The organism is Fischerella sp. JS2 (assembly GCF_032393985.1).
In the GTDB taxonomy this organism is placed as follows: Bacteria; Cyanobacteriota; Cyanobacteriia; order Cyanobacteriales; family Nostocaceae; genus Fischerella.
In genome coordinates, this window is record NZ_CP135918.1 from 5,403,975 (window position 1) to 5,422,686 (window position 18,712).

The window sequence follows — 18,712 nt, forward strand, 5'->3', positions numbered from 1 at the left end:
CCTAACGGCACCCTCCCCTTGGAAAGGGGAGGGTTGGGGTGGGGTCTTATATAATCATGTGTTGTATTATTTTTTTAAATTGCGATTACCGTTAGTGGCTAAGAATTATCAGTGTTCATCGGTGTACCCTACGGGAAGCCGCCCTTAGGGGCGTCTACATCGGTGTACATCTGTGTTCGTTTTTTCTTTTATATATTGACGCTTTCCGGTGTCTGTGTCTGTAACTTCTGTCCTAACTTTGGTTCAGTACCTGCAATAATACGCTCAATATTACTACGATGCCGCAAAATTACATACAAACCAGCCGCAACGCCAAACAAGATGTAGGGTAGGGGTTGGTGCAGAAGTACCATGAAAATGGAAACTGCGATCGCACCAGAAATTGAACTTAAAGATACAATTCTTGATATTGCTACGACAACGGCAAATACTCCTGCTGTTGCCAAAGCGACTTGCCAATTCATCGCCAGCAATACTCCCAAACTGGTAGCAACAGACTTACCACCAGTAAACCCTAAAAAAATAGATTTACTGTGTCCGAGTACTACTGCTAGTCCTGCTAAAGTTACCATCCACGCTTGCCAGATTCCAAAATTGACGGTTGAGGGAATTAAATCTTGATTTTGGGCAAAGTTAAACAACCAGTAAACCAGAAAGATAGCTAAAACTCCCTTGAGGCAATCAATTAACAAAACAAATGCCCCAGGCCCCTTACCCAGTGTTCTTAACACATTAGTTGCTCCCGTAGAACCGGAACCAACTTCCCGAATATCAATGCCTTTTAATAGCTTCACTATTGTGTAACCAGTGGGTAGAGAACCCAACAGGTAAGCTACAAATAGAATTGCTCCACACAAAATTAACCAAGTAGACATAGTTAGTAATTGGTAATTGGTAATTGGTAGTTGGTAATAGGTAATTCTTGCCCATTACCCATTACTTATTACCCATTATTAAAAATCATCTTCGTAACTTCTCATCATTTTGGGGTCAGGGGCAAAGGCTAACCATAAAGGAAATTGCAACAGTGCCAAGCTGATTAACTCTTCAGAATCATCAATGATAATTAAAGGCAGTTGCTTGGATTTTTCCAAGCGTTCGGCTTTTTGTGCCACTGCTTCTGGAGACTCAAATAATACAACTCCCCGGTCAGGCCCAAAATCTGGACGACCAATTCCTAAGCAGTCTTGTAAGCCACGCCGCCATTCACCCAAGCGTTCCGGTGTATTAGCTAAAACTAAAGTACGGACGCGATCGCCATAAAGTTTATACAATATCGATATAATTGCTGAGGAAATCAGTATATTCTGTAACCTGCTACCCATCGTCCGCAAAGCACCCCGTCCACCTTGGTTGAAAAACCAGTTAGAAACTCTTTCGGCGTGGACAGGTTCAAATGTACGACGCAGCTGCCACGGTGGCCCATAATAATCTGGCTTGGTGCGGTACTGGTCAATCAGGCGACGAATTTGCTTGGTAGTGTCTTGAAACTGCTGCTGGGCAAATTGTGGTGTTCCTGGTTGGGTTTCAGCAGGTCTGACTTCTTTGATGATAACTTTTTCTGGTTCTGGTTTTGGTGCGGAAACTAGTTGTAATTGTTCTGCGGCAGCTGCTAAATCCTGTAAGCTACCAGTGAGATAGTCTTTAAAACCTTGTACCCGAATTGCCAATTCTTGAGAAGCACCTGCAAACGTAGTTCGCATCTCGCTACGGATGCGTTCTTGACGCCTTTCGAGCTGTTCTATAGAAATTTGTAGCGTATTCTTACGCTGTTCTAAGCTAGAAAGCGTCTCTTGCACAAAATTCCCCATCAGAATTTGCGTTTGATTCATTTGTGCTTGCAGAGTTTTATATGCAGCCTGCAAGTTAGCAATTTCTGCTTTTAGGGCTTGTTCTTGTGCTTGTAACTGGGCAAGTCGTTGTGTTACTTGGATTTCTGCTTGATTTTCTAATCCTAAAGTGGTGATTTCCTCTTGTTGCTGCACCACAAACTCATCTTTAGAGTTGCTGGCTTGTGAGTTTGCTATAGGTAAGACAGAAGTTTGATTATTTTGTTCTGTATCCACTGTGGAGTTCTGTGTTGTTGATTCTAAGACTGGTTCAACAGATAAGTTTTCTGTTTGTTCATTTGTAGATGTAGGGCTTTTTTCTGCTGGTGATTGCAAAGACTCATCTGTTGGTTGTGGGTTTTGATATTCCTCTGGATACATAAAAAATAGTGTAATTCCTATGACGCAAATAAAAACTCAGGTATCAGTTATCAGTTACCAATCATCAGCTACCAATTGATCACTGATAACTGACCACTGTTCACTGATTTCCTAAATACGCGGACAGCGTTGTTCCAAACAAGTTTTTAGAATGTTGGGGTCAAATAAAATTGGCAAAAAATGAATACTTTTAACTTCTTTAAAGTAAAACAAAATGGGAACACGCTCCCAGAATATCCGCCAGTTTTGCCATTCTTGGTAAGGAAATCGCCTAATTAACTTTTCCCCTCTGTAAACATCTAAATCGGTAGCAGTGAATTGCAGACGTATTGTGAGTGTCTGAAACATGAGAAATAACCCAAATAGGGCGATCGCACCTCCTACCCAAGGTTGCACCAAAAGTAGTGGAATAGCCAAAATCACTAACACTACAGGGATGTTGTAACTAGGCTTAAGTTCCACAGTTGATGTTGATAATGGTGTGCTTGTTGTAGTCACAGTCTTGAATCCTGTTCTGTTAGTAGACATTATTCCTATTCTAGGAGTTAGTGGTTAATCGTTAGTGGTTAGTGGCTAAACCAACTACTAACTACTACTACTAACTACTAACCACTTTAAAACCCCTGCAATAACGCACTACCTGTTCCTTGATACATTAACCAAGAAAGAAAGAAATTACTAATAAATATGATCAATAAGGCAGTAACAACAGCAGTTGTCGTTGATTGTCCCACACCTTTGGCTCCTCCCGTTGTTGTCAAACCCCAATTGCAACCAATTATGGCTATCAAAACTCCAAAGCAACATGCCTTGATCATGGCGCTAATGATATCCCAACTGCCAAGAAAATTACGGGCAGAGTCCAGAAATTGTGTGTCAGAGAGATTGTAAATATTTGTGGCAATGATCAAGCCCCCCAACATTCCTGTCACCAAAGATAGCAGGGTCAAAATTGGCATCATTAATAGGCAAGCAAGTAAGCGGGGAATAACTAAATAATCAACTGGATCAGTTTTTAGCATCAATAGAGCATCTATTTGTTCAGTTACCCGCATTGTGCCAATTTCGGCTGCAAATGCCGAACCAACACGCCCTGCGATCACCACAGCTGTTAGGACTGGCGAGAGTTCCCGTGTTAAGGCTACCGCCAATACCCCACCAACAAGATTTCCTGCACCAAAGGTGATAAACTCCCGTGCTACCTGAATAGTAAATACTGCACCTACAAAAACAGCCGTTAATAGGGCAATAAACAGCGAATCTGGCCCTACTACAGCCATTTGCTCTAGAGTATTGCGACGATGGATTTTACCTCTGAGGAGATGGATGATAACTTGTCCACCTAAAAAAATCGCCGCCAGCAACCGCTGACTCCATTTTCCCAAACTAGATGTGGATGTAATCTCGCTCAATGTTCACCAGCTAACTCAGTAACTGCAATTAAGAATAGCAATTTAGTTGGTTGTTGGTTGTTGGTTGTTGATTGTTGGTGAGTCCAGCCCCCCAAAAAGGCGGTTCCCGTCACGTAGACGCGCAGCGGCTTAAGGTAAGGGTAGGGGGACTGGCGAACCCAAAGGGTTGTTAGTGGTTAGTAGTTAGTTGTTCTTTAACATGACTTACTCCACCCTACGGGAAGCCACTTGCGTGTCTACACACTCCCCCACTCCACCCTTACCTTAAGCCGCTACGTGTCTACACACTCCCCATCACCCCATCTCCCCACCTCGGTTAACTAACTTTAAATCTCATTTCAGAAATTCTCAGAAATTAACATTGCTTCGTCTATGCATATGTTTGTAGCTAGTCGCTTCAGGCTTGATTTTTGGGGATTATCTAGATTGAGTGCTTTGTTTAGCTTGACAATACACCTGAAAATTTGTGTGTAGGTATTTTAATGAAAACTTAAGATTTTTGAAATCTCGCCCATCGAAGAGCGATCGCACTTATTGTAGAAAGTGACTACTCAGGAAAACAGCTATTGTCTTATTAATTCAGGGAGCTAGACCTTCATGACAATTTGGATGAACTTTCTGCGATCACTACTACTGACGATCATTTTTAGCTTTGTCGCACCTATGTTTCTGGTCGGCAGCATCTTGTTAACTGTATCGCTAATGGGTTATATCCCCGTCTTACAAACTGTGACTGAAGCGATCGCTACTCCCATTATGCAGTTTCTTGCTATTTTTGGTAGCGGCAACGCGATCGGAGGATTATTTACTATTAGTTTGACCTGTAGCTTTGTTGGAGGACTGTTTGATACCTATGCTTATTATAGGTGTCAAATCTTACGTTAATCTCCTTAGTGGTCTGCGTGGTTCAAGCTAATATTGTTGAGGATAAAGATGCAGCCAGTCAAAGAAGATACATTTACTGTATGTGGGCGTAGACTCTCAGCTTTTTTCTCTACGCCAAAGGCATTTCCATAGCTGACTTACCCTACTGTTGCAACTTCTACAAAGAGTATAGGTAGGCTAAGATTCAGTGAAAGACAACAAGCTTAATATAGTCAAATTTTAGATATAATTGAAATAATCTTACTAATTTTCGCTGTGACGTATACTTAAATCGTCATAAAATCAAGCAAAATTTTTATAGATAAAAAATTTCTGTAATTTAGATTTTTCAGTGAAAAAATTGTTTATCTCTACAACTGGGTAAGTTGAATCAAAACCAAACTAAATTTTTTATGGTACAAGGTCTACAAAAGTCTTGTAGATTTTGGTGTCTACACCCTTGATTGGATGTACAACAGATTGCTCAAAAAGCAAAACATCAATAATACACACGCAAACCATAAAAATTCCATTAAAATTCGGATTAGCACTTTTGCCTTTTATTGACTTTAGAAGTATTCTTGACTGCACATGGTTTGGCCTTTTAAGCCTAGATTTCGTAAACAAATAGCTCGAATTGAAATTACTGGTGCGATTGCTAGCAACACTCGCAAACGGGTACTAGAAGCCCTAGAAACCGTAGAAGAGAAAAAATTCCCGGCTTTGCTGCTACGCATTGATAGTCCTGGCGGTACAGTAGGTGATTCCCAGGAAATCTATAGCGCCCTCAAACGCTTACGTGAAAAAGTCAAAATTGTAGCTAGTTTTGGCAATATTTCTGCTTCTGGGGGTGTCTACATTGGTATGGGCGCTGAACATATCATGGCTAACCCAGGGACAATTACGGGTAGCATTGGTGTAATTCTGCGCGGTAACAACTTAGAACGCTTGCTACAAAAAATCGGTGTTTCCTTCAAAGTAATTAAGTCTGGTCCTTACAAAGATATTTTGGCATTTGACCGAGAACTGACTGAAGCAGAACAAAATATTTTGCAAGAATTGATTGATACTAGTTATCAACAGTTTGTGCAAACAGTTGCTGAAGCTAGGAATTTAGCAGTAGAAACTGTGAGAAGTTTTGCCGATGGTCGGATTTTTACTGGTCAGCAAGCCTTAGAATTGGGTATTGTAGACAGATTAGGAACAGAAGAAGATGCTCGTCGTTGGGCAGCAGAACTAGTTGGTCTTGATCCGGAAAAAACACCCGTCTTTACCCTAGAAGAACGCAAACCTTTATTGAGTCGCTTACTTCCAGGAAATAGTCAGGCTGCATCTGGAATTAGCTGGCTAGAGTTTGAAGTGTCTACAAGTGGTCTACCTTTGTGGTTGTATAGACCATAAAAATGTCAAATGTCCATTGTCAAATGTCCATAGCATAAAGTTTAAATCCTTGTTACCAGGTTCAACTTGGTAACAAGAACAAGAGCAAGAAGCTCTTGCTCTTGCCTTGAATGGTACAAGTTATCAGTAGGATAAATTTTTGACGATTGACCCTTGACAATTGACAATTGACTAATTTAAGGAGGATAAATGGTAGAGTGGCGAACGCGTGCTATTCGCGGCGCAACAACCGTTTCAGAAAATACGGTTGAGGCAATGCAAGAATCAGTAATGGAACTATTAGATGAGTTGGAAAAACGTAATCAACTGCATCCTTCAGATATCATTAGCATTACTTTTACAGTCACACAGGACTTGGATGCAATTTTTCCGGCTGCCATAGCACGCCAACGCCCCCACTGGGATACTGTCGCCATGCTAGATGTCCAACAAATGCATGTCAAAGGCAGTTTGGAACGCTGTATTCGATTTTTAGTCCATGCTTATTTGCCAGGATCTGCCTCAGTGTTTCATATCTATTTACGTCATGCCCAAAAGTTACGTCCTGATTGGGTTCAACCCCTAGCGCACCGGGATTAAACCAGCCTCTTCTATTACCCTTTGTCCTTGATCGGTCAACAAAAGATTTGTATAAGCCTCTCCTGCTTGCTGTTGTTGACCATTGTTCTGTTTAGTAATCACATACAACTTGGTAATTAATGGATAACTGCCGTTATTAATAACCTCTGTATTTACTTGATTGCGCTTTTGCGGACACTGATTTTTTGCTACTAAAGGTTCAATGTAGGGTGAAACTAATTTTGTAGGAACTAAACCCACATTTAAAAGTTTGACTGTACATTGAGGTACTATTGTCCGAGCGGCAGCGTAATAAATACTACCAGGAGTCTGGTTAACTCGGCGCAGTGCTTCCGTAGGAGAATAGACATACTGAATTTTAGAACCAAAAGTTTGCGGGTCTAATATTTGCTTGTCAGCAGATATGACTGTATCTGCGCTCTCTGGACGCCCAGAAAAGGCAGTAATTACTAAATCAGGACCGCCTACTTGCTGCCAATTTGTGATTTTTCCGGAATAAATCTGCTGTAATTGTTCCACAGTTATACCTGAAACTTGCAGTGATGGATGAGTTGCGATCGCTACACCATCAACAGCAACTTGACGTGATGCAAGCGTGAAACCTCGTTGCCTAGCAATTTCCTGTTCTGCGGCGGTGGGGAGACGAGAAGATTCAACAAAATCTAATTCCCCATCAAGTAACATTTGAATTCCCGACCCAGAACCAGGACTGCTGTTGATGGGGTCTACATAGCGTAACTGTAGTTCCGGACGAAGATTTTGGATCTGGGCGTCTACTAACGGTCTAACAGATGCCCAAGCAGTACTCCCACCATGTTTGAATGAGCCAATGGGAACATTTGTCACTGTCTGGAAAGTTGAATCGCTAAGATCAGAGGTAGTATTTGTACCTTGACTCGCAGGTCTAGAGAAAGCACGGTTATCGATTTGCAAGCGTGGTCTGAGCCATAACCAGAGTCCACCAATAATAATAATTGTGATCAGTTCGCCGACAACTAGACCTCTGACTATCTGTACAGCGTCTCTGCTGAGTGGGACGCTTCTTTTACGTTCATTAGTCATCTTCTCTTACTGGCGTTTACTAGGTCAAAGCAATTTGGATTTGAATGCACGCTCTTGATAACTCTTGATAAGATTTAAATGTAACTTCTGGTGGTTATACCTAAAACTTTCTTTATAAAAACTATATATTAAATCTATAAGTAAATTTGATTTAAGTAAAGTTACTTAATATAGCCGTCAGATCAATCGTGACATGTTGAGTCAGTTGCTAGGAGAACGATACCGAGTTGTTCAAGTTTTAAGTCAAGGTATATTTTGTCAAACCTATGTAGCACAAGATATTTACTCATCCGGCTGTCCTACTTGTGTAGTCAAGCATTTCTTACCAAGTGATAAATGTCCTATTTCAGTAGAAATACGTAGGCGACTGTTTATTCGAGAAACAGAAGCCTTGAAAAAACTAGGTGATTATAACCTAGTTCCTAATCTTCTGACTCATTTTGAAGATAATTTAGAGTTTTATTTAGTACAAGAATTTATTGATGGGCATCCTCTAAGTGTAGAGCTTCCCCTTGGTAAACAGTGGTTAGAAAAGGAAGTTTTTCAACTACTAGTAGAAGTTTTAGAAATCCTGAATTTTGTTCATAGTCACGGGTTGATTCACCGAGATGTCAAGCCAAGCAACATTCTCAGACGTAAGCAAGATCATCGCTTAGTTCTGATTGACTTTGGTGCTGTTAAGCCCATCTGGAATCAATTGGTTAAAGATTTTATTCCCCCTGAACAAAATACTACCATTGCGATCGGTACACCTGGCTATATGCCTCATGAACAAGAACGAGGCAAACCACGGCGCAATAGTGATATTTATGCTTTGGGTATGATTGGCATCCAAGCCCTGACAGGGGTACATCCAACACAATTACCAGAAGACGGGCATACGGGTGAAGTGATTTGGCAACATTTAACTCCAGTAAGTGCTGAACTCGCCTCAGTACTTAATAAGATGGTGCATTACCACTTTAAAGACCGATATCAATCAGCACAAGAGGCGCTATTAGCATTGCTACCGTTGGCTAACCTCTACGCATCAACACAGGAGACAAAATTTACTTCTACATCGCTATTCACCTTTACACCCCAAACTTTACCGCCAGAAGCGGATACTTATCTAATTTCTGGAGAGAATAAAATATCACCACCACTGTTGGATGAGCAAACGAGTAAATTCACTATCCCAGAGACGCTACTGTCACCAAGAAATTTTTACAAACCAAGGCAAGATAACGAGGAGTTGCAACTTCAAAACCTCTCATCTGGACAAAGTGATAACCAAGATTTTGAGAATGATAGTCAGGTTAGAAATACCACTGTTACTATTTTTCTTAAAAGACCAGCTTTGCTAATTGGTCTAGTGCTTGGTGCTGTCTCTGGTGTAATTCTCATGGTTGTCAGCTATTGGTCTGTACAGATAGTTTCTCCTACTCCAAAATTGCAAGACTTGCAATTACACAAACATGGCTCACCCTAAGTACTGGTTTGCATTAATTTCGTTGTGTTTTTAAACGCAAAGGTTTGCAAAGGAGAACGCAAAGGGGCGCGAAGTTTGACAATTTTGTACTAAGTTTTGATCATCGCTAATTTCTGTTCGTCGAGCGCTCGATTCTGGTTTGGTTGGACACTATCTCTGTAAATCAAAAACGCTACAATTGTAACTACAACTAAGTTAGTAACGAGCAGTCCAATAGTACTCCACATCCAAATTTTCATCTTCATCACCAGTGCTTACTTTAGCTAGTGTTTTGCATACCATCCTAGTAAATAGTGGTTAGTGGTAATAAGCCCACTACCAACTATTAACTATTGTACGGAAGAAGAATTTGTACAAAAAATTTTTTGTTTAATCTAAAGATACATGTTGCAATGCTTCGCTCCTGTCCGCTGATTTTTTTCGATGAAAACGAATTCCTAAAAAAATGTCATAAAGGAAATCAAAAAAATCTTTTTTTTGGAGTAATCCTAAAGATTGATAACAACCTTTTTGATCTAGCAGAGGCTTCATGAGATAGTATGTAGGCTGATAATTGTACCAAGGAATAGAAGGCCACAAATGATGAATTAAGTGGTAGTTCTGTCCGAGAATCAGAATGTTGAGAATTGGGTTAGCGTAGACACGAGCATTTTTCCAGCGATCGCGCTCAGCAAAAGGACGATGGGGCAAGTAATCAAAAAATAATCCCAAAGCTAACCCGACGATGCCAGAAGGTACAAACCAAAAATTGAGAACGTAACCTAAAAAATGGTAATGAACTGAGGCAAAGACAATTGTCACCACAAATAAACGGCTGAGAAACCATTCAAGAAGTTCATACTTGCGCCAGAGACGTCGTTTGAAGAAAAATACCTCATGGTAGAAAAAACGCACTGCGATTAACCACAGGGGGCCACCTGTAGAAACAAAATGATCCGGGTCATTTTTTGGATCATTGACATGAGCATGATGCTGCAAATGTACCCGTGTAAATACTGGAAAAGCAAAAGCTAGCATCAAAGCACTACCATGCCCCAACATCGCGTTAATTATCTTGTTGTGATGGGCAGACTGGTGACAGGCATCATGAATTACCGTACCGGAAATGTGTAGGGCAATAACGTTCATGACAAATGATATCCAGTGCGGCCAGTGCCAAACCCAGTAACCAAGGCAAGATAACACAACAATTGCCACAGCTGCCAAAAACATTAGCAGCGTCGGGTTAAAACCACCGGGAGGCGCTAACAATTCTTTGGGGGGGACTGTCAGTGGCTTCTGTGCCTCCGACGTCAGCATCGTGAACTCCTTATTAATCAAATGTTGCTAGTAAAAAAAGACAGAGGGCAGAAGGCAAAAGGCAGAAGGCAGAAGGCAGAAGGCAGAAGGCAGAAGGCAGAAGGCAGAAGGCAGAAGGATAAAAATTTATACTTCATCCTTCATACTTCATCCTTCACACTTCATCCTTCACCCTACTCTACGAGAAGCCTATGAGCGCGTCTACACCCTTCACACTTCATCCTTCATTCTTCACACTTCATCCTTCATCCTTCATCCTGGAATTTTTCTACATAGTTATCCTCCTTGGCAATTGGCTGTTGGTCAAGAGACTTCACTTTCAATAGGGTAAAGGGGAAGGGTAAAGGGGTAAAGTAAAAAACATTCCCCTTCTCTTTTCCTCTAGAGCAAAAGTAATAGCACTAAATCCACTCTAAAAAATAATAAAGTTTTAAAGTTTTGTGTAGCAAGATTTATCGATAATCTTCGCATATCATGGGCAAAATAACGGTATGATTCGAGTCGAAGCTTCTGGCTTTGATCCTTAACCTGCTATGAGTTCCCCCATTCAATCAGTGAACAGTGAACAGTTATTCAGTGAACATTGATAAAACTGATAACTGATAACTGAATCTGTCAGCCTCTATGCAATTGAAAGACTCTTTACGCCGAACCAAAATTGTTGCCACCATTGGCCCTGCCACCAGCAGTCCAGAAATGCTCAAAGCTATTATTGAAGCTGGTGCAACGACGTTGCGATTGAACTTTTCTCACGGTTCTCATGCTGATCATCAGCGCAACATTCGCCTGATTAGGCAAACTGCCTTTGAGCTTAATCAACCGGTGGGAATTCTCCAAGACTTGCAAGGGCCGAAAATTCGCTTGGGCAAGTTTGAGAATGGGTCGATAGTGCTAGCAAAAGGCGATCGCTTTACCTTAACTAACCGTCCAGTAGTTGGTACACAAGATATTAGCTGCGTTACCTATGATTATTTAGCAGAGGAAGTGCCTGTAGGAGCAAGGATTCTCCTTGATGATGGGCGCGTCGAAATGCTCGTAGAAGATATTAATAAAGAAAAAGGCGATCTCCACTGTCGTATTACCGTACCTGGGACTCTTTCCAATAACAAGGGCGTAAACTTTCCTGGAGTCTACCTTTCTATTAAAGCCATGACCGACAAAGACCGTGAGGATCTGATGTTCGGTCTGGATCAAGGTGTTGACTGGGTGGCACTTTCCTTTGTTCGTAACCCCCAAGATGTGATGGAAATTAAGGAACTAATTTCTAGCACAGGTAAAAATGTTCCAGTGATTGCCAAAATCGAAAAGCACGAAGCGATCGAACAAATGGAAGCAATTTTGGCTTTGTGTGATGGCGTGATGGTAGCCAGAGGGGATTTAGGGGTAGAACTACCAGCAGAAGATGTTCCTATGCTGCAAAAGCGATTAATTGCTACTGCTAATCGCTTGGGAATTCCCATCATTACTGCTACCCAGATGTTAGACAGCATGGTCAATAATCCCCGTCCTACCCGTGCCGAAGTGTCGGATGTGGCAAATGCGATTTTAGATGGTACGGATGCGGTGATGCTCTCCAATGAAACTGCTGTGGGTAAGTTCCCAGTCGAAGCTGTGGCGACAATGGCACGGATTGCGGAAAAAATTGAGCAAGAAAACATCCAAAACAATAACGCAAGCCAAGTTAGAGATCGAAAGCGTTCTATTCCTAACGCGATTAGCCAAGCAGTAGGACAAATCGCTCAACAACTAGGAGCCGCAGCCATTATGAGCTTGACTCAAACAGGCTCCACAGCTCGCAACGTTTCTAAATTCCGTCCTTGGACACCAATTTTAGCGATTACACCCCATGTAAATGTTGCAAGACAACTGCAATTAGTATGGGGAGTCAAACCGTTATTGGTATTAGAATTGCCCTCCACTGGTCAAACGTTCCAAGCAGCAATTAACGTAGCTTTAGAAAATAATCTCGTTTTTGAGGGAGATTTAGTAGTCATGACCGCCGGTACACTCCAAGGTGTGTCTGGCTCAACAGATTTAATTAAAGTAGAAGTTGTGACAGCTGTATTAGGACGGGGAATTGGACTTGGGCAAGGTTCAGTCAGTGGTCGTGCCAGGGTAGCACATACCAGTATGGATGTGAGTAACTTTAATCCTGGTGATATTTTGGTTGCACCCCGCACTAGTGCCGATTTTGTCGAGGTAATTCGCAAATCCGCAGGTATTATTACTGAAGAAGATAGTCTTACTTGTCACGCCGCAGTTATTGGTTTGCGTCTCGGTGTTCCTGTGATAGTCGGTGTCAAGAAGGCAACACAAGTAATTCGAGATGGGTCGATTCTGACAATGGATATGCAACGGGGTTTAGTTTACTCTGGGGCAGTGGGAACTCCTTAAAAATTATGAACTATGAATTATGAAGGGTGAAGAAGTAATTTATCCTTCTGCCATCTGCCCTTTGCCTTTCTTAAAGATACTGTTTCAAAACTTCTGTGGTTGCTAGTCCTGTTTTTTCCCAGCTAAATTGATTTGCCCTAGTGATGCTAGCAATGGATAGGCGATCGCGCAGTTGTGTATCAGTAGCAATTTTATCCATTGCTTCTGTAATTTCTCTAGTATTGTAGGGGTTGATGAGAATGGCAGCATCACTAGCAACTTCTGGGAGAGAGGAAATATTAGAGGTAATTACAGGAGTACCGCAGGCCATTGCTTCTAGAATCGGGAAACCAAAACCCTCCCAGAGACTAGGAAAGACAAGTGCGATCGCCCCACTAATTATTTTTGGTAATTCACTATAGGGAACGTAGTCCAAAAATTTGACTTGCTTAGCGATACCCAATTCCTCAACTTGCGCTTGCAACAGGGGAGTATAACGTTTATCCTGTGGCCCTGCTAACCACAATTGGTAATCAAAATGATTTGGTAAACTTGCAAAAGCAGCGATGAGTCTGTGTAGGTTCTTATGGGGATCATGTCTACCAATGTAGAGAAAGTAAGGGCAAGATTTTGATGACGGGGCTATGAAAACACACGAGAGATGAGAAGACAAAGAAGAAAGACTACTCCCTTGTCCCCCATGTCCTCCTTGTCCCCATATTCCCGTATCTTCCCTAACAGGTCGAAAACGCTTAACATCATGCGCTAAGAGAATTGGCGTAATTTTCCTAGCAGGAACCTGGTAAAAATCAGTAATATCTTTAGCTGTAGCTTGGGAATTACAAATAATGTGTTGTGCCTGCTGAAGAACTTGGGGAATATAGTAGCGAAAGTAGGGTGTCAGGGGCGAAAAGCGCTTAGGAAAACGCAATGGAATTAAGTCGTGAACCATTACGACAAAACGACAATTAGAATAAAGTGGTGCTTCTGGAAGAGGGGAAAAAATCAGTTGAGATTTTAAGTTTTTATATATTTTTGGTAATTGAAACTGTGTCCATAACAAGCGATCAAGATGCCCTTTTGTCCCATCAGCAGGAGTAAGATTACCTGGGATTGAGTAACATTTAAATTCTGGATAATTTAGGGCAGTTAATAAGGTGGGGTTAAGAGGTTTTAAATAAGGAAAAATATTTTTAGCATAGTTACTTATACCTGTAGGTTGAGAAAATACCACAGATAAATTAATTAATAAATCGCTCATTTATTCAAACTTAATCCGCTCATAAATTTGATGATATGGTATTTGACAGTTTACTGAAAATAGAGTCAAAACTCCATCTTTATCCTCAGATTCTCTAAATAACCAATTACCATCAGAAGTTTTACTAAACTGCTCAATGTGGGTAGAATACTGGTCAATCAAAATATATTCTTGGAATTCAGGTATAGAACGGTAATAAGTAAATTTGTCACCGCGATCGCGACTGCTTGTAGACTTTGAGAGAACTTCAAAAATTATACAGGGATTGAGGACTGTATCGTTACGTCCTTCTTCAAAAATAGGTTCATCTTTGATAATTAAGACATCAGGATAGGTGTATTGACGATAGCGAGGAATCCACAAGCGTAGATCATTGGCATAAACACTGTAACCTTGTTCCTTGAGAGCAAGAGTTAGAGCAATAATTAAATTAACAATGATTTGATTATGATTAATCGAACCTCCTGTCATTGGAACAATTTCTCCATCACAATATTCGCTACGGTACTCAGCAGTTTCTTCATGTGCCAAATATTCTGCTGTTGAGTAGTAACGGGGTAGAGTTTGCACAACCATAACACTAGTCTGTAGTTTCAAGCTCACTAAGATAACCTTAGCCTAACATTTAAATTATCAGTTATTAGCAATCGTAAATTAGTTGTTAAAATTGATATATTAGATACCAGAATTCTTAAAGAATTCTGGTATCTTGTTGTTTACTCATTACCTCTTTTCCAAAAATAAAGAAAAACTCCATATATTTTCCCCAACCCTATCTGAGGCTTGATGAACATTAAGAATAACGCATAAAAAACCAGTCTACTTAATCTCAAGCTAAAAACTAGTTGATTTGTATATCTATCTAAACTTAATAAATAACTATAAGTACTATTTTTGATTTTGCGGAAGACATATTTATTAGTAATAGAAGACGGTTGATGTATAACTCCAAATTTCTGAGTTACTGCGATTAAATGTCCTTGTTGGGCGTAACGTTGACAAAAATCAAAGTCTTCATAATAAAGAAAGTAAGCAGGATCAAATAAAGGGCATTCTCCAAAATTACAAAAATTAATTATGAAACTACAACCTGTTACCCAATCACATTTAATATAATCTTGATTTTGCTCTATGAATAAGTTGCAACTCGAAATTTCACCTGTTTTAAGATTAAAACAACCACCTGCAAACCAAACTTCACCAGCAGGAGTATGAATTATTGTGCCAAGAATAGAAATTTCGGGTTGAAATTGAAAAAATGATTGGACTTTATTTAAATCACTTTCTATTAAATATGCATCTGGATTAATTATCCAAACAATTGCCTGTGGATCTTCAGCATATATAAATTTCAGACCAAGATTACAGGCATTACCGAACCCTAAATTCTTGGTAGCATTCAAGATAATTACATTCTCATCTTTTAGACTAACAATAGAATCATCATCAAAGGAGTTGTTGATAATAATTACTTTGAAATCTAAATTTTTCTCCCTGGGTAGAGAACTGATTAATTTGGCAATAAGATTTGTAGAATAATAGTTGACTGTTAAAAAATAAATCACGTTAATTCAATTTGACAGTCATCACCAATCATAAATCGCAAGGCTTTAGGACGCTGTGGTGCAGTAGTTAATTGCGCCCTTTGTCCAATTACGCTGTCAATAATACGTTGATGAATTCTCGTTATTTTAGCACCTTCCAAAACTACACTATGCTCTATGTCGCTTTCAATAAGTTGGGTATTATCGGCAATGCTGGTGTAAGGGCCTATAAAGCAGTTTTCTAAATAACAATTGCTACCTATAACTACAGGGCCACGAATAGTAGTGTTCACTAATTGAGAATGAGTACCAATTTGAACTCGACCGATGATATTACTTTCGGCATCGATTTCCCCTAAAATTTTCGTGTTTAAGTAGGTGTCCAGAATCAGACGATTCGCTTCTAGCAAGTCATCTTTTTTACCAGTATCTAGCCACCAGCCTTGCAATTGGCAAGCTAGAACTTGCTTTTGCTGATCTATTAGACATTGAATAGCATCGGTGATTTCTAGTTCACCTCGTGCGGAAGGTTGGATACAGGCGATCGCATCATGAATAACAGGAGAAAAGAAGTAAACCCCTACTAATGCCAAATTAGACGGGGGTACTTTGGGTTTTTCGACTAACTGCAAAACTCGCCCTGTTTCATCAATCCTAGCTACACCAAAGGCACTAGGATTGCTTACTTGACGCAGGAGAATAATAGCATCTTGCTGTTGGTTAGTAAATTTTTGTAAAAAGTAGCTTAAATCGCCTTGTTGAATTAAGTTATCGCCTAAGTACATGACAAAAGGCGAATCTTCTAAGAAGGGATAAGCAACTTTCACGGCGTGGGCAAGTCCAGCTGGTTGGTCTTGTAAGATGTATGTAATTTTTGCGCCAAAGCGATCGCCATTTCCAGTTTTGGCTTGTACTTCTGTTCCAGTTTCTGAGCTGATAATGATGCCAATATCAGTTATACCAGCAGCAACCATCTCTTCAATGCCATACCACAAAATTGGTTTATTAGCAACGGGAACCAGTTGTTTTGCCCCTGTATAAGTAAGAGGGCGTAAACGAGTACCTTTACCGCCAGCAAGAATTAATGCTTTCATAAGTATTAGTTAGTGGATAGTGGTAGAAAAGTGGATATTAGTTTAGTAGTAGAAAAGTGAATATTAGTTAGTGGTAGAAAAACAGCTACTAACCACTAATATACAGACGCGAGGAACATCGCGTCTCTACCCACTAACCACTAACTACTAACTCTTTCAACATTTTCCTTAATCTCTGCCGCCAATGGGGCGCATGATTTCCCAAAGTCTCAGTTATTTTGGCACATGCGAGAACTGAGTATGCAGGTCGACGGGCAGGTGTGGGATATCCTGAAGTAGTAATCGGAACAATTCGCTGTACTTTTAGAGGGAAACCTAATTGTTGGGCTTCTTCAAAAATTGCAACAGCAAAGTCATACCAGCTAGCAACACCACTATTTGTATAGTGATAAGTTCCAGCAATTTCTGAATTCAACAAAGGTATTAATTTGGTTATAGTTTCTGCTATGTCTCTCGCCCAAGTAGGACTACCAATTTGATCTGCAACAACACGAATTTCTTCTCTTTCTCTTCCTAGTCGTAGCATTGTTTTGACAAAATTGCTTTTGCCAAAAGTTCCATAAACCCAGGCAGTACGAAGAATAAGATGATGAATGTAAGTCTCGCGAATAGCTTCTTCTCCTGCTAGTTTAGTTTGACCATAGATATTTAAAGGGTTAGTTTTATCTGTTTCTTGATAGGGACGGCTGCTGTTGCCATCAAAAACATAATCGGTAGATATATGAATTAGAAAAGCTTGTTGTTTTTTGGCTTCCTGTGCGAAAATTTGCGGGGCGATTGTATTAATCGCTTTTGCTAATTCTGGTTCACTTTCAGCTTTATCAACAGCAGTATAAGCAGCAGCATTGATAATGATTTGTGGTTGCTTTTCTCTAATTACACTGCATATAGTATCTGGTTGAGCAAGATCTACAGTAGGACGTGCAATTGAAATTACATTTGCGTAGGTTGATAAACTTTGTTGCAGTTCTTTGCCTAATTGACCGTTACTGCCGATTAGTAGAATTAATTTACTCATAAATTAATGTTTAAATTAATACTTCAAAGCTCCTGATTTTAAAGCAAAATTTAGATTTTTTAAGATTTTTTTAATCTCAAGTCAACGGATCTCATTGTGTGAATAATGAACAAATATATAGGCTGAGGTAGATCGCCTTTTTCATAGTTAGTACAAAAATCCATTAGTACTACTACAACCTTGTGTTTTATTTCTTCTTTTTTTTACACTATGTTACACATCTTGTTATGTTTGATTGATATAATCATGCCCGTGTGTTCCCTTTTTAGATTTTTTAGACCTCAGCTAGAAAAATTACTGTTTTTATAGTCTTGTTTGTTGATAAGTAGAAGGCAGATGACAGAAGGAAAAACCCTCTTTCTCACAGAGTTCCAAGAATTAGCATTTTACATTTGATTATGTCCAGCTACTTAATTTCAGATTTAATAGTGTGGAACGACTTTGCCATCATTGCAGTGAAATAGTTAGCTAATTCAGTGTTCTTTAACCTCAAATTTTGGGAAAATATGCCACAGGTTACGCCACAACCAAAATCATCTACTTTATAGCCAAAATTGGGGATTGAGTATAAACTTCGGATTCTTTCAAAGGTTTACCTGCTTTGTCTTTAGTAGATAAGATTGGTGATGTGGTGAGACGCCAATCTATCGCCAAGTCAGGATCATTCCAAAGGATGCATCGTTCATATTGGGGTGCGTAATAGTCGGTGGTTTTATAGAGGACTTCAGCAACTTCTGAAAGGACAACAAATCCGTGAGCAAAGCCTGGTGGTATCCAGAGTTGGCGTTTGTTCTCGGCATTGAGTTCACAACCTATCCACTTACCAAAAGTCGAGGAGCTTTTTCTGATATCTACAGCAACATCAAATATACTACCAATTACAACTCTGACCAACTTTCCCTGTGGTTGTCGAATTTGGTAATGTAAACCACGCAAAACGTTTTGTTTAGAGTAAGAATGGTTGTCTTGAACAAAGTTAAACAAATTACTAGTTACTTCAGCAAATTTTTGGTAGTTATAGCTTTCAAAGAAAAAGCCACGATCATCTTGGAAGACTTGAGGTTCGATGATGAAAATATCAGGAATTTTAGTACGAATAATCTTCATATTACTAGAAAATTTAC

At 40.0% G+C, this 18,712-nt stretch carries 18 protein-coding genes; 5 read left to right on the forward strand and 13 right to left on the reverse strand.

Going from position 1 to position 18,712, the window contains the following annotated elements; translation table 11 throughout:
- Positions 1 to 188: 188 nt before the first annotated feature.
- The 4 genes from plsY to RS893_RS22960 all read right to left on the reverse strand — a co-directional run bounded on the left by plsY (position 189) and on the right by RS893_RS22960 (position 3,595).
- Positions 189 to 875 carry a glycerol-3-phosphate 1-O-acyltransferase PlsY gene (gene plsY / locus RS893_RS22945; protein WP_315787998.1) on the reverse strand — a complete coding sequence of 229 codons (687 nt, stop codon included), beginning with the start codon at positions 873 to 875 and terminating at the stop codon, positions 189 to 191.
- 78 nt (positions 876 to 953) lie between these two features.
- On the reverse strand, positions 954 to 2,210 hold the full coding sequence (locus RS893_RS22950; protein WP_315787999.1) for a DUF3086 domain-containing protein: 1,257 nt from the start codon (positions 2,208 to 2,210) through the stop codon (positions 954 to 956).
- A gap of 111 nt (positions 2,211 to 2,321) precedes the next feature.
- The gene (locus RS893_RS22955) at positions 2,322 to 2,738 is read right to left on the reverse strand and encodes a DUF3119 family protein (RefSeq protein ID WP_315788000.1); all 417 of its coding nucleotides are present in this window, start codon (positions 2,736 to 2,738) and stop codon (positions 2,322 to 2,324) included.
- An 86-nt stretch (positions 2,739 to 2,824) separates the two neighbouring features.
- The gene (locus RS893_RS22960; protein WP_396336471.1) at positions 2,825 to 3,595 is read right to left on the reverse strand and encodes an MlaE family lipid ABC transporter permease subunit; all 771 of its coding nucleotides are present in this window, start codon (positions 3,593 to 3,595) and stop codon (positions 2,825 to 2,827) included.
- 624 nt (positions 3,596 to 4,219) lie between these two features.
- Between RS893_RS22960 and RS893_RS22965 the strand changes: the two genes are divergently transcribed.
- The 3 genes from RS893_RS22965 to aroH all read left to right on the forward strand — a co-directional run bounded on the left by RS893_RS22965 (position 4,220) and on the right by aroH (position 6,466).
- Positions 4,220 to 4,507: a hypothetical protein gene (locus tag RS893_RS22965; protein WP_315788002.1), complete on the forward strand. Its 288-nt coding sequence runs from the start codon at positions 4,220 to 4,222 to the stop codon at positions 4,505 to 4,507.
- A gap of 570 nt (positions 4,508 to 5,077) precedes the next feature.
- A complete protein-coding gene (gene sppA / locus RS893_RS22970; protein ID WP_315788003.1) occupies positions 5,078 to 5,887 on the forward strand; it encodes a signal peptide peptidase SppA in 810 nt (269 codons plus the stop codon).
- 189 nt (positions 5,888 to 6,076) lie between these two features.
- Complete coding sequence (gene aroH / locus RS893_RS22975; RefSeq protein WP_315788004.1) at positions 6,077 to 6,466, forward strand: chorismate mutase; 390 nt, start codon at positions 6,077 to 6,079, stop codon at positions 6,464 to 6,466.
- On the opposite strand, the gene RS893_RS22980 is transcribed toward aroH, so the two are convergent.
- Positions 6,449 to 7,528, reverse strand: a complete 1,080-nt coding sequence (locus RS893_RS22980; RefSeq protein ID WP_315788005.1) for a PstS family phosphate ABC transporter substrate-binding protein — start codon at positions 7,526 to 7,528, stop codon at positions 6,449 to 6,451. The genes aroH and RS893_RS22980 overlap by 18 nt on opposite strands.
- A 193-nt stretch (positions 7,529 to 7,721) precedes the next feature.
- On the opposite strand from RS893_RS22980, the gene RS893_RS22985 reads away from it, so the two are divergent.
- Entirely contained in the window at positions 7,722 to 8,999 is a 1,278-nt protein-coding gene (locus tag RS893_RS22985) for a serine/threonine-protein kinase (protein WP_315788006.1), read from the forward strand.
- Positions 9,000 to 9,088: 89 nt separating this feature from the next.
- On the opposite strand, the gene RS893_RS22990 is transcribed toward RS893_RS22985, so the two are convergent.
- Positions 9,089 to 9,226 (reverse strand): hypothetical protein, encoded by a 138-nt coding sequence (locus RS893_RS22990; RefSeq protein ID WP_315792150.1) that lies wholly within the window; start codon positions 9,224 to 9,226, stop codon positions 9,089 to 9,091.
- Positions 9,227 to 9,368: 142 nt separating this feature from the next.
- Entirely contained in the window at positions 9,369 to 10,298 is a 930-nt protein-coding gene (gene crtR / locus RS893_RS22995) for a beta-carotene hydroxylase (protein WP_315788007.1), read from the reverse strand.
- Between the two features lie 624 nt (positions 10,299 to 10,922).
- Between crtR and pyk the strand changes: the two genes are divergently transcribed.
- Complete coding sequence (gene pyk, locus RS893_RS23000) at positions 10,923 to 12,692, forward strand: pyruvate kinase (RefSeq protein ID WP_315788008.1); 1,770 nt, start codon at positions 10,923 to 10,925, stop codon at positions 12,690 to 12,692.
- 70 nt (positions 12,693 to 12,762) lie between these two features.
- On the opposite strand, the gene RS893_RS23005 is transcribed toward pyk, so the two are convergent.
- The 6 genes from RS893_RS23005 to rfbC all read right to left on the reverse strand — a co-directional run bounded on the left by RS893_RS23005 (position 12,763) and on the right by rfbC (position 18,695).
- Entirely contained in the window at positions 12,763 to 13,932 is a 1,170-nt protein-coding gene (locus tag RS893_RS23005) for a glycosyltransferase family 1 protein (protein WP_315788009.1), read from the reverse strand.
- On the reverse strand, positions 13,933 to 14,508 hold the full coding sequence (locus RS893_RS23010; RefSeq protein ID WP_315788010.1) for a Uma2 family endonuclease: 576 nt from the start codon (positions 14,506 to 14,508) through the stop codon (positions 13,933 to 13,935).
- 140 nt (positions 14,509 to 14,648) lie between these two features.
- Entirely contained in the window at positions 14,649 to 15,497 is an 849-nt protein-coding gene (locus tag RS893_RS23015) for a glycosyltransferase family 2 protein (RefSeq protein ID WP_315788011.1), read from the reverse strand.
- Complete coding sequence (locus RS893_RS23020; RefSeq protein ID WP_315788012.1) at positions 15,494 to 16,570, reverse strand: glucose-1-phosphate thymidylyltransferase; 1,077 nt, start codon at positions 16,568 to 16,570, stop codon at positions 15,494 to 15,496. The genes RS893_RS23015 and RS893_RS23020 overlap by 4 nt, the downstream gene beginning before the upstream one ends.
- 133 nt (positions 16,571 to 16,703) lie before the next feature.
- Positions 16,704 to 17,588 carry a dTDP-4-dehydrorhamnose reductase gene (rfbD, locus tag RS893_RS23025; RefSeq protein ID WP_315788013.1) on the reverse strand — a complete coding sequence of 295 codons (885 nt, stop codon included), beginning with the start codon at positions 17,586 to 17,588 and terminating at the stop codon, positions 16,704 to 16,706.
- 537 nt (positions 17,589 to 18,125) lie between these two features.
- Entirely contained in the window at positions 18,126 to 18,695 is a 570-nt protein-coding gene (gene rfbC / locus RS893_RS23030) for a dTDP-4-dehydrorhamnose 3,5-epimerase (RefSeq protein ID WP_315788014.1), read from the reverse strand.
- Positions 18,696 to 18,712: the final 17 nt, after the last annotated feature.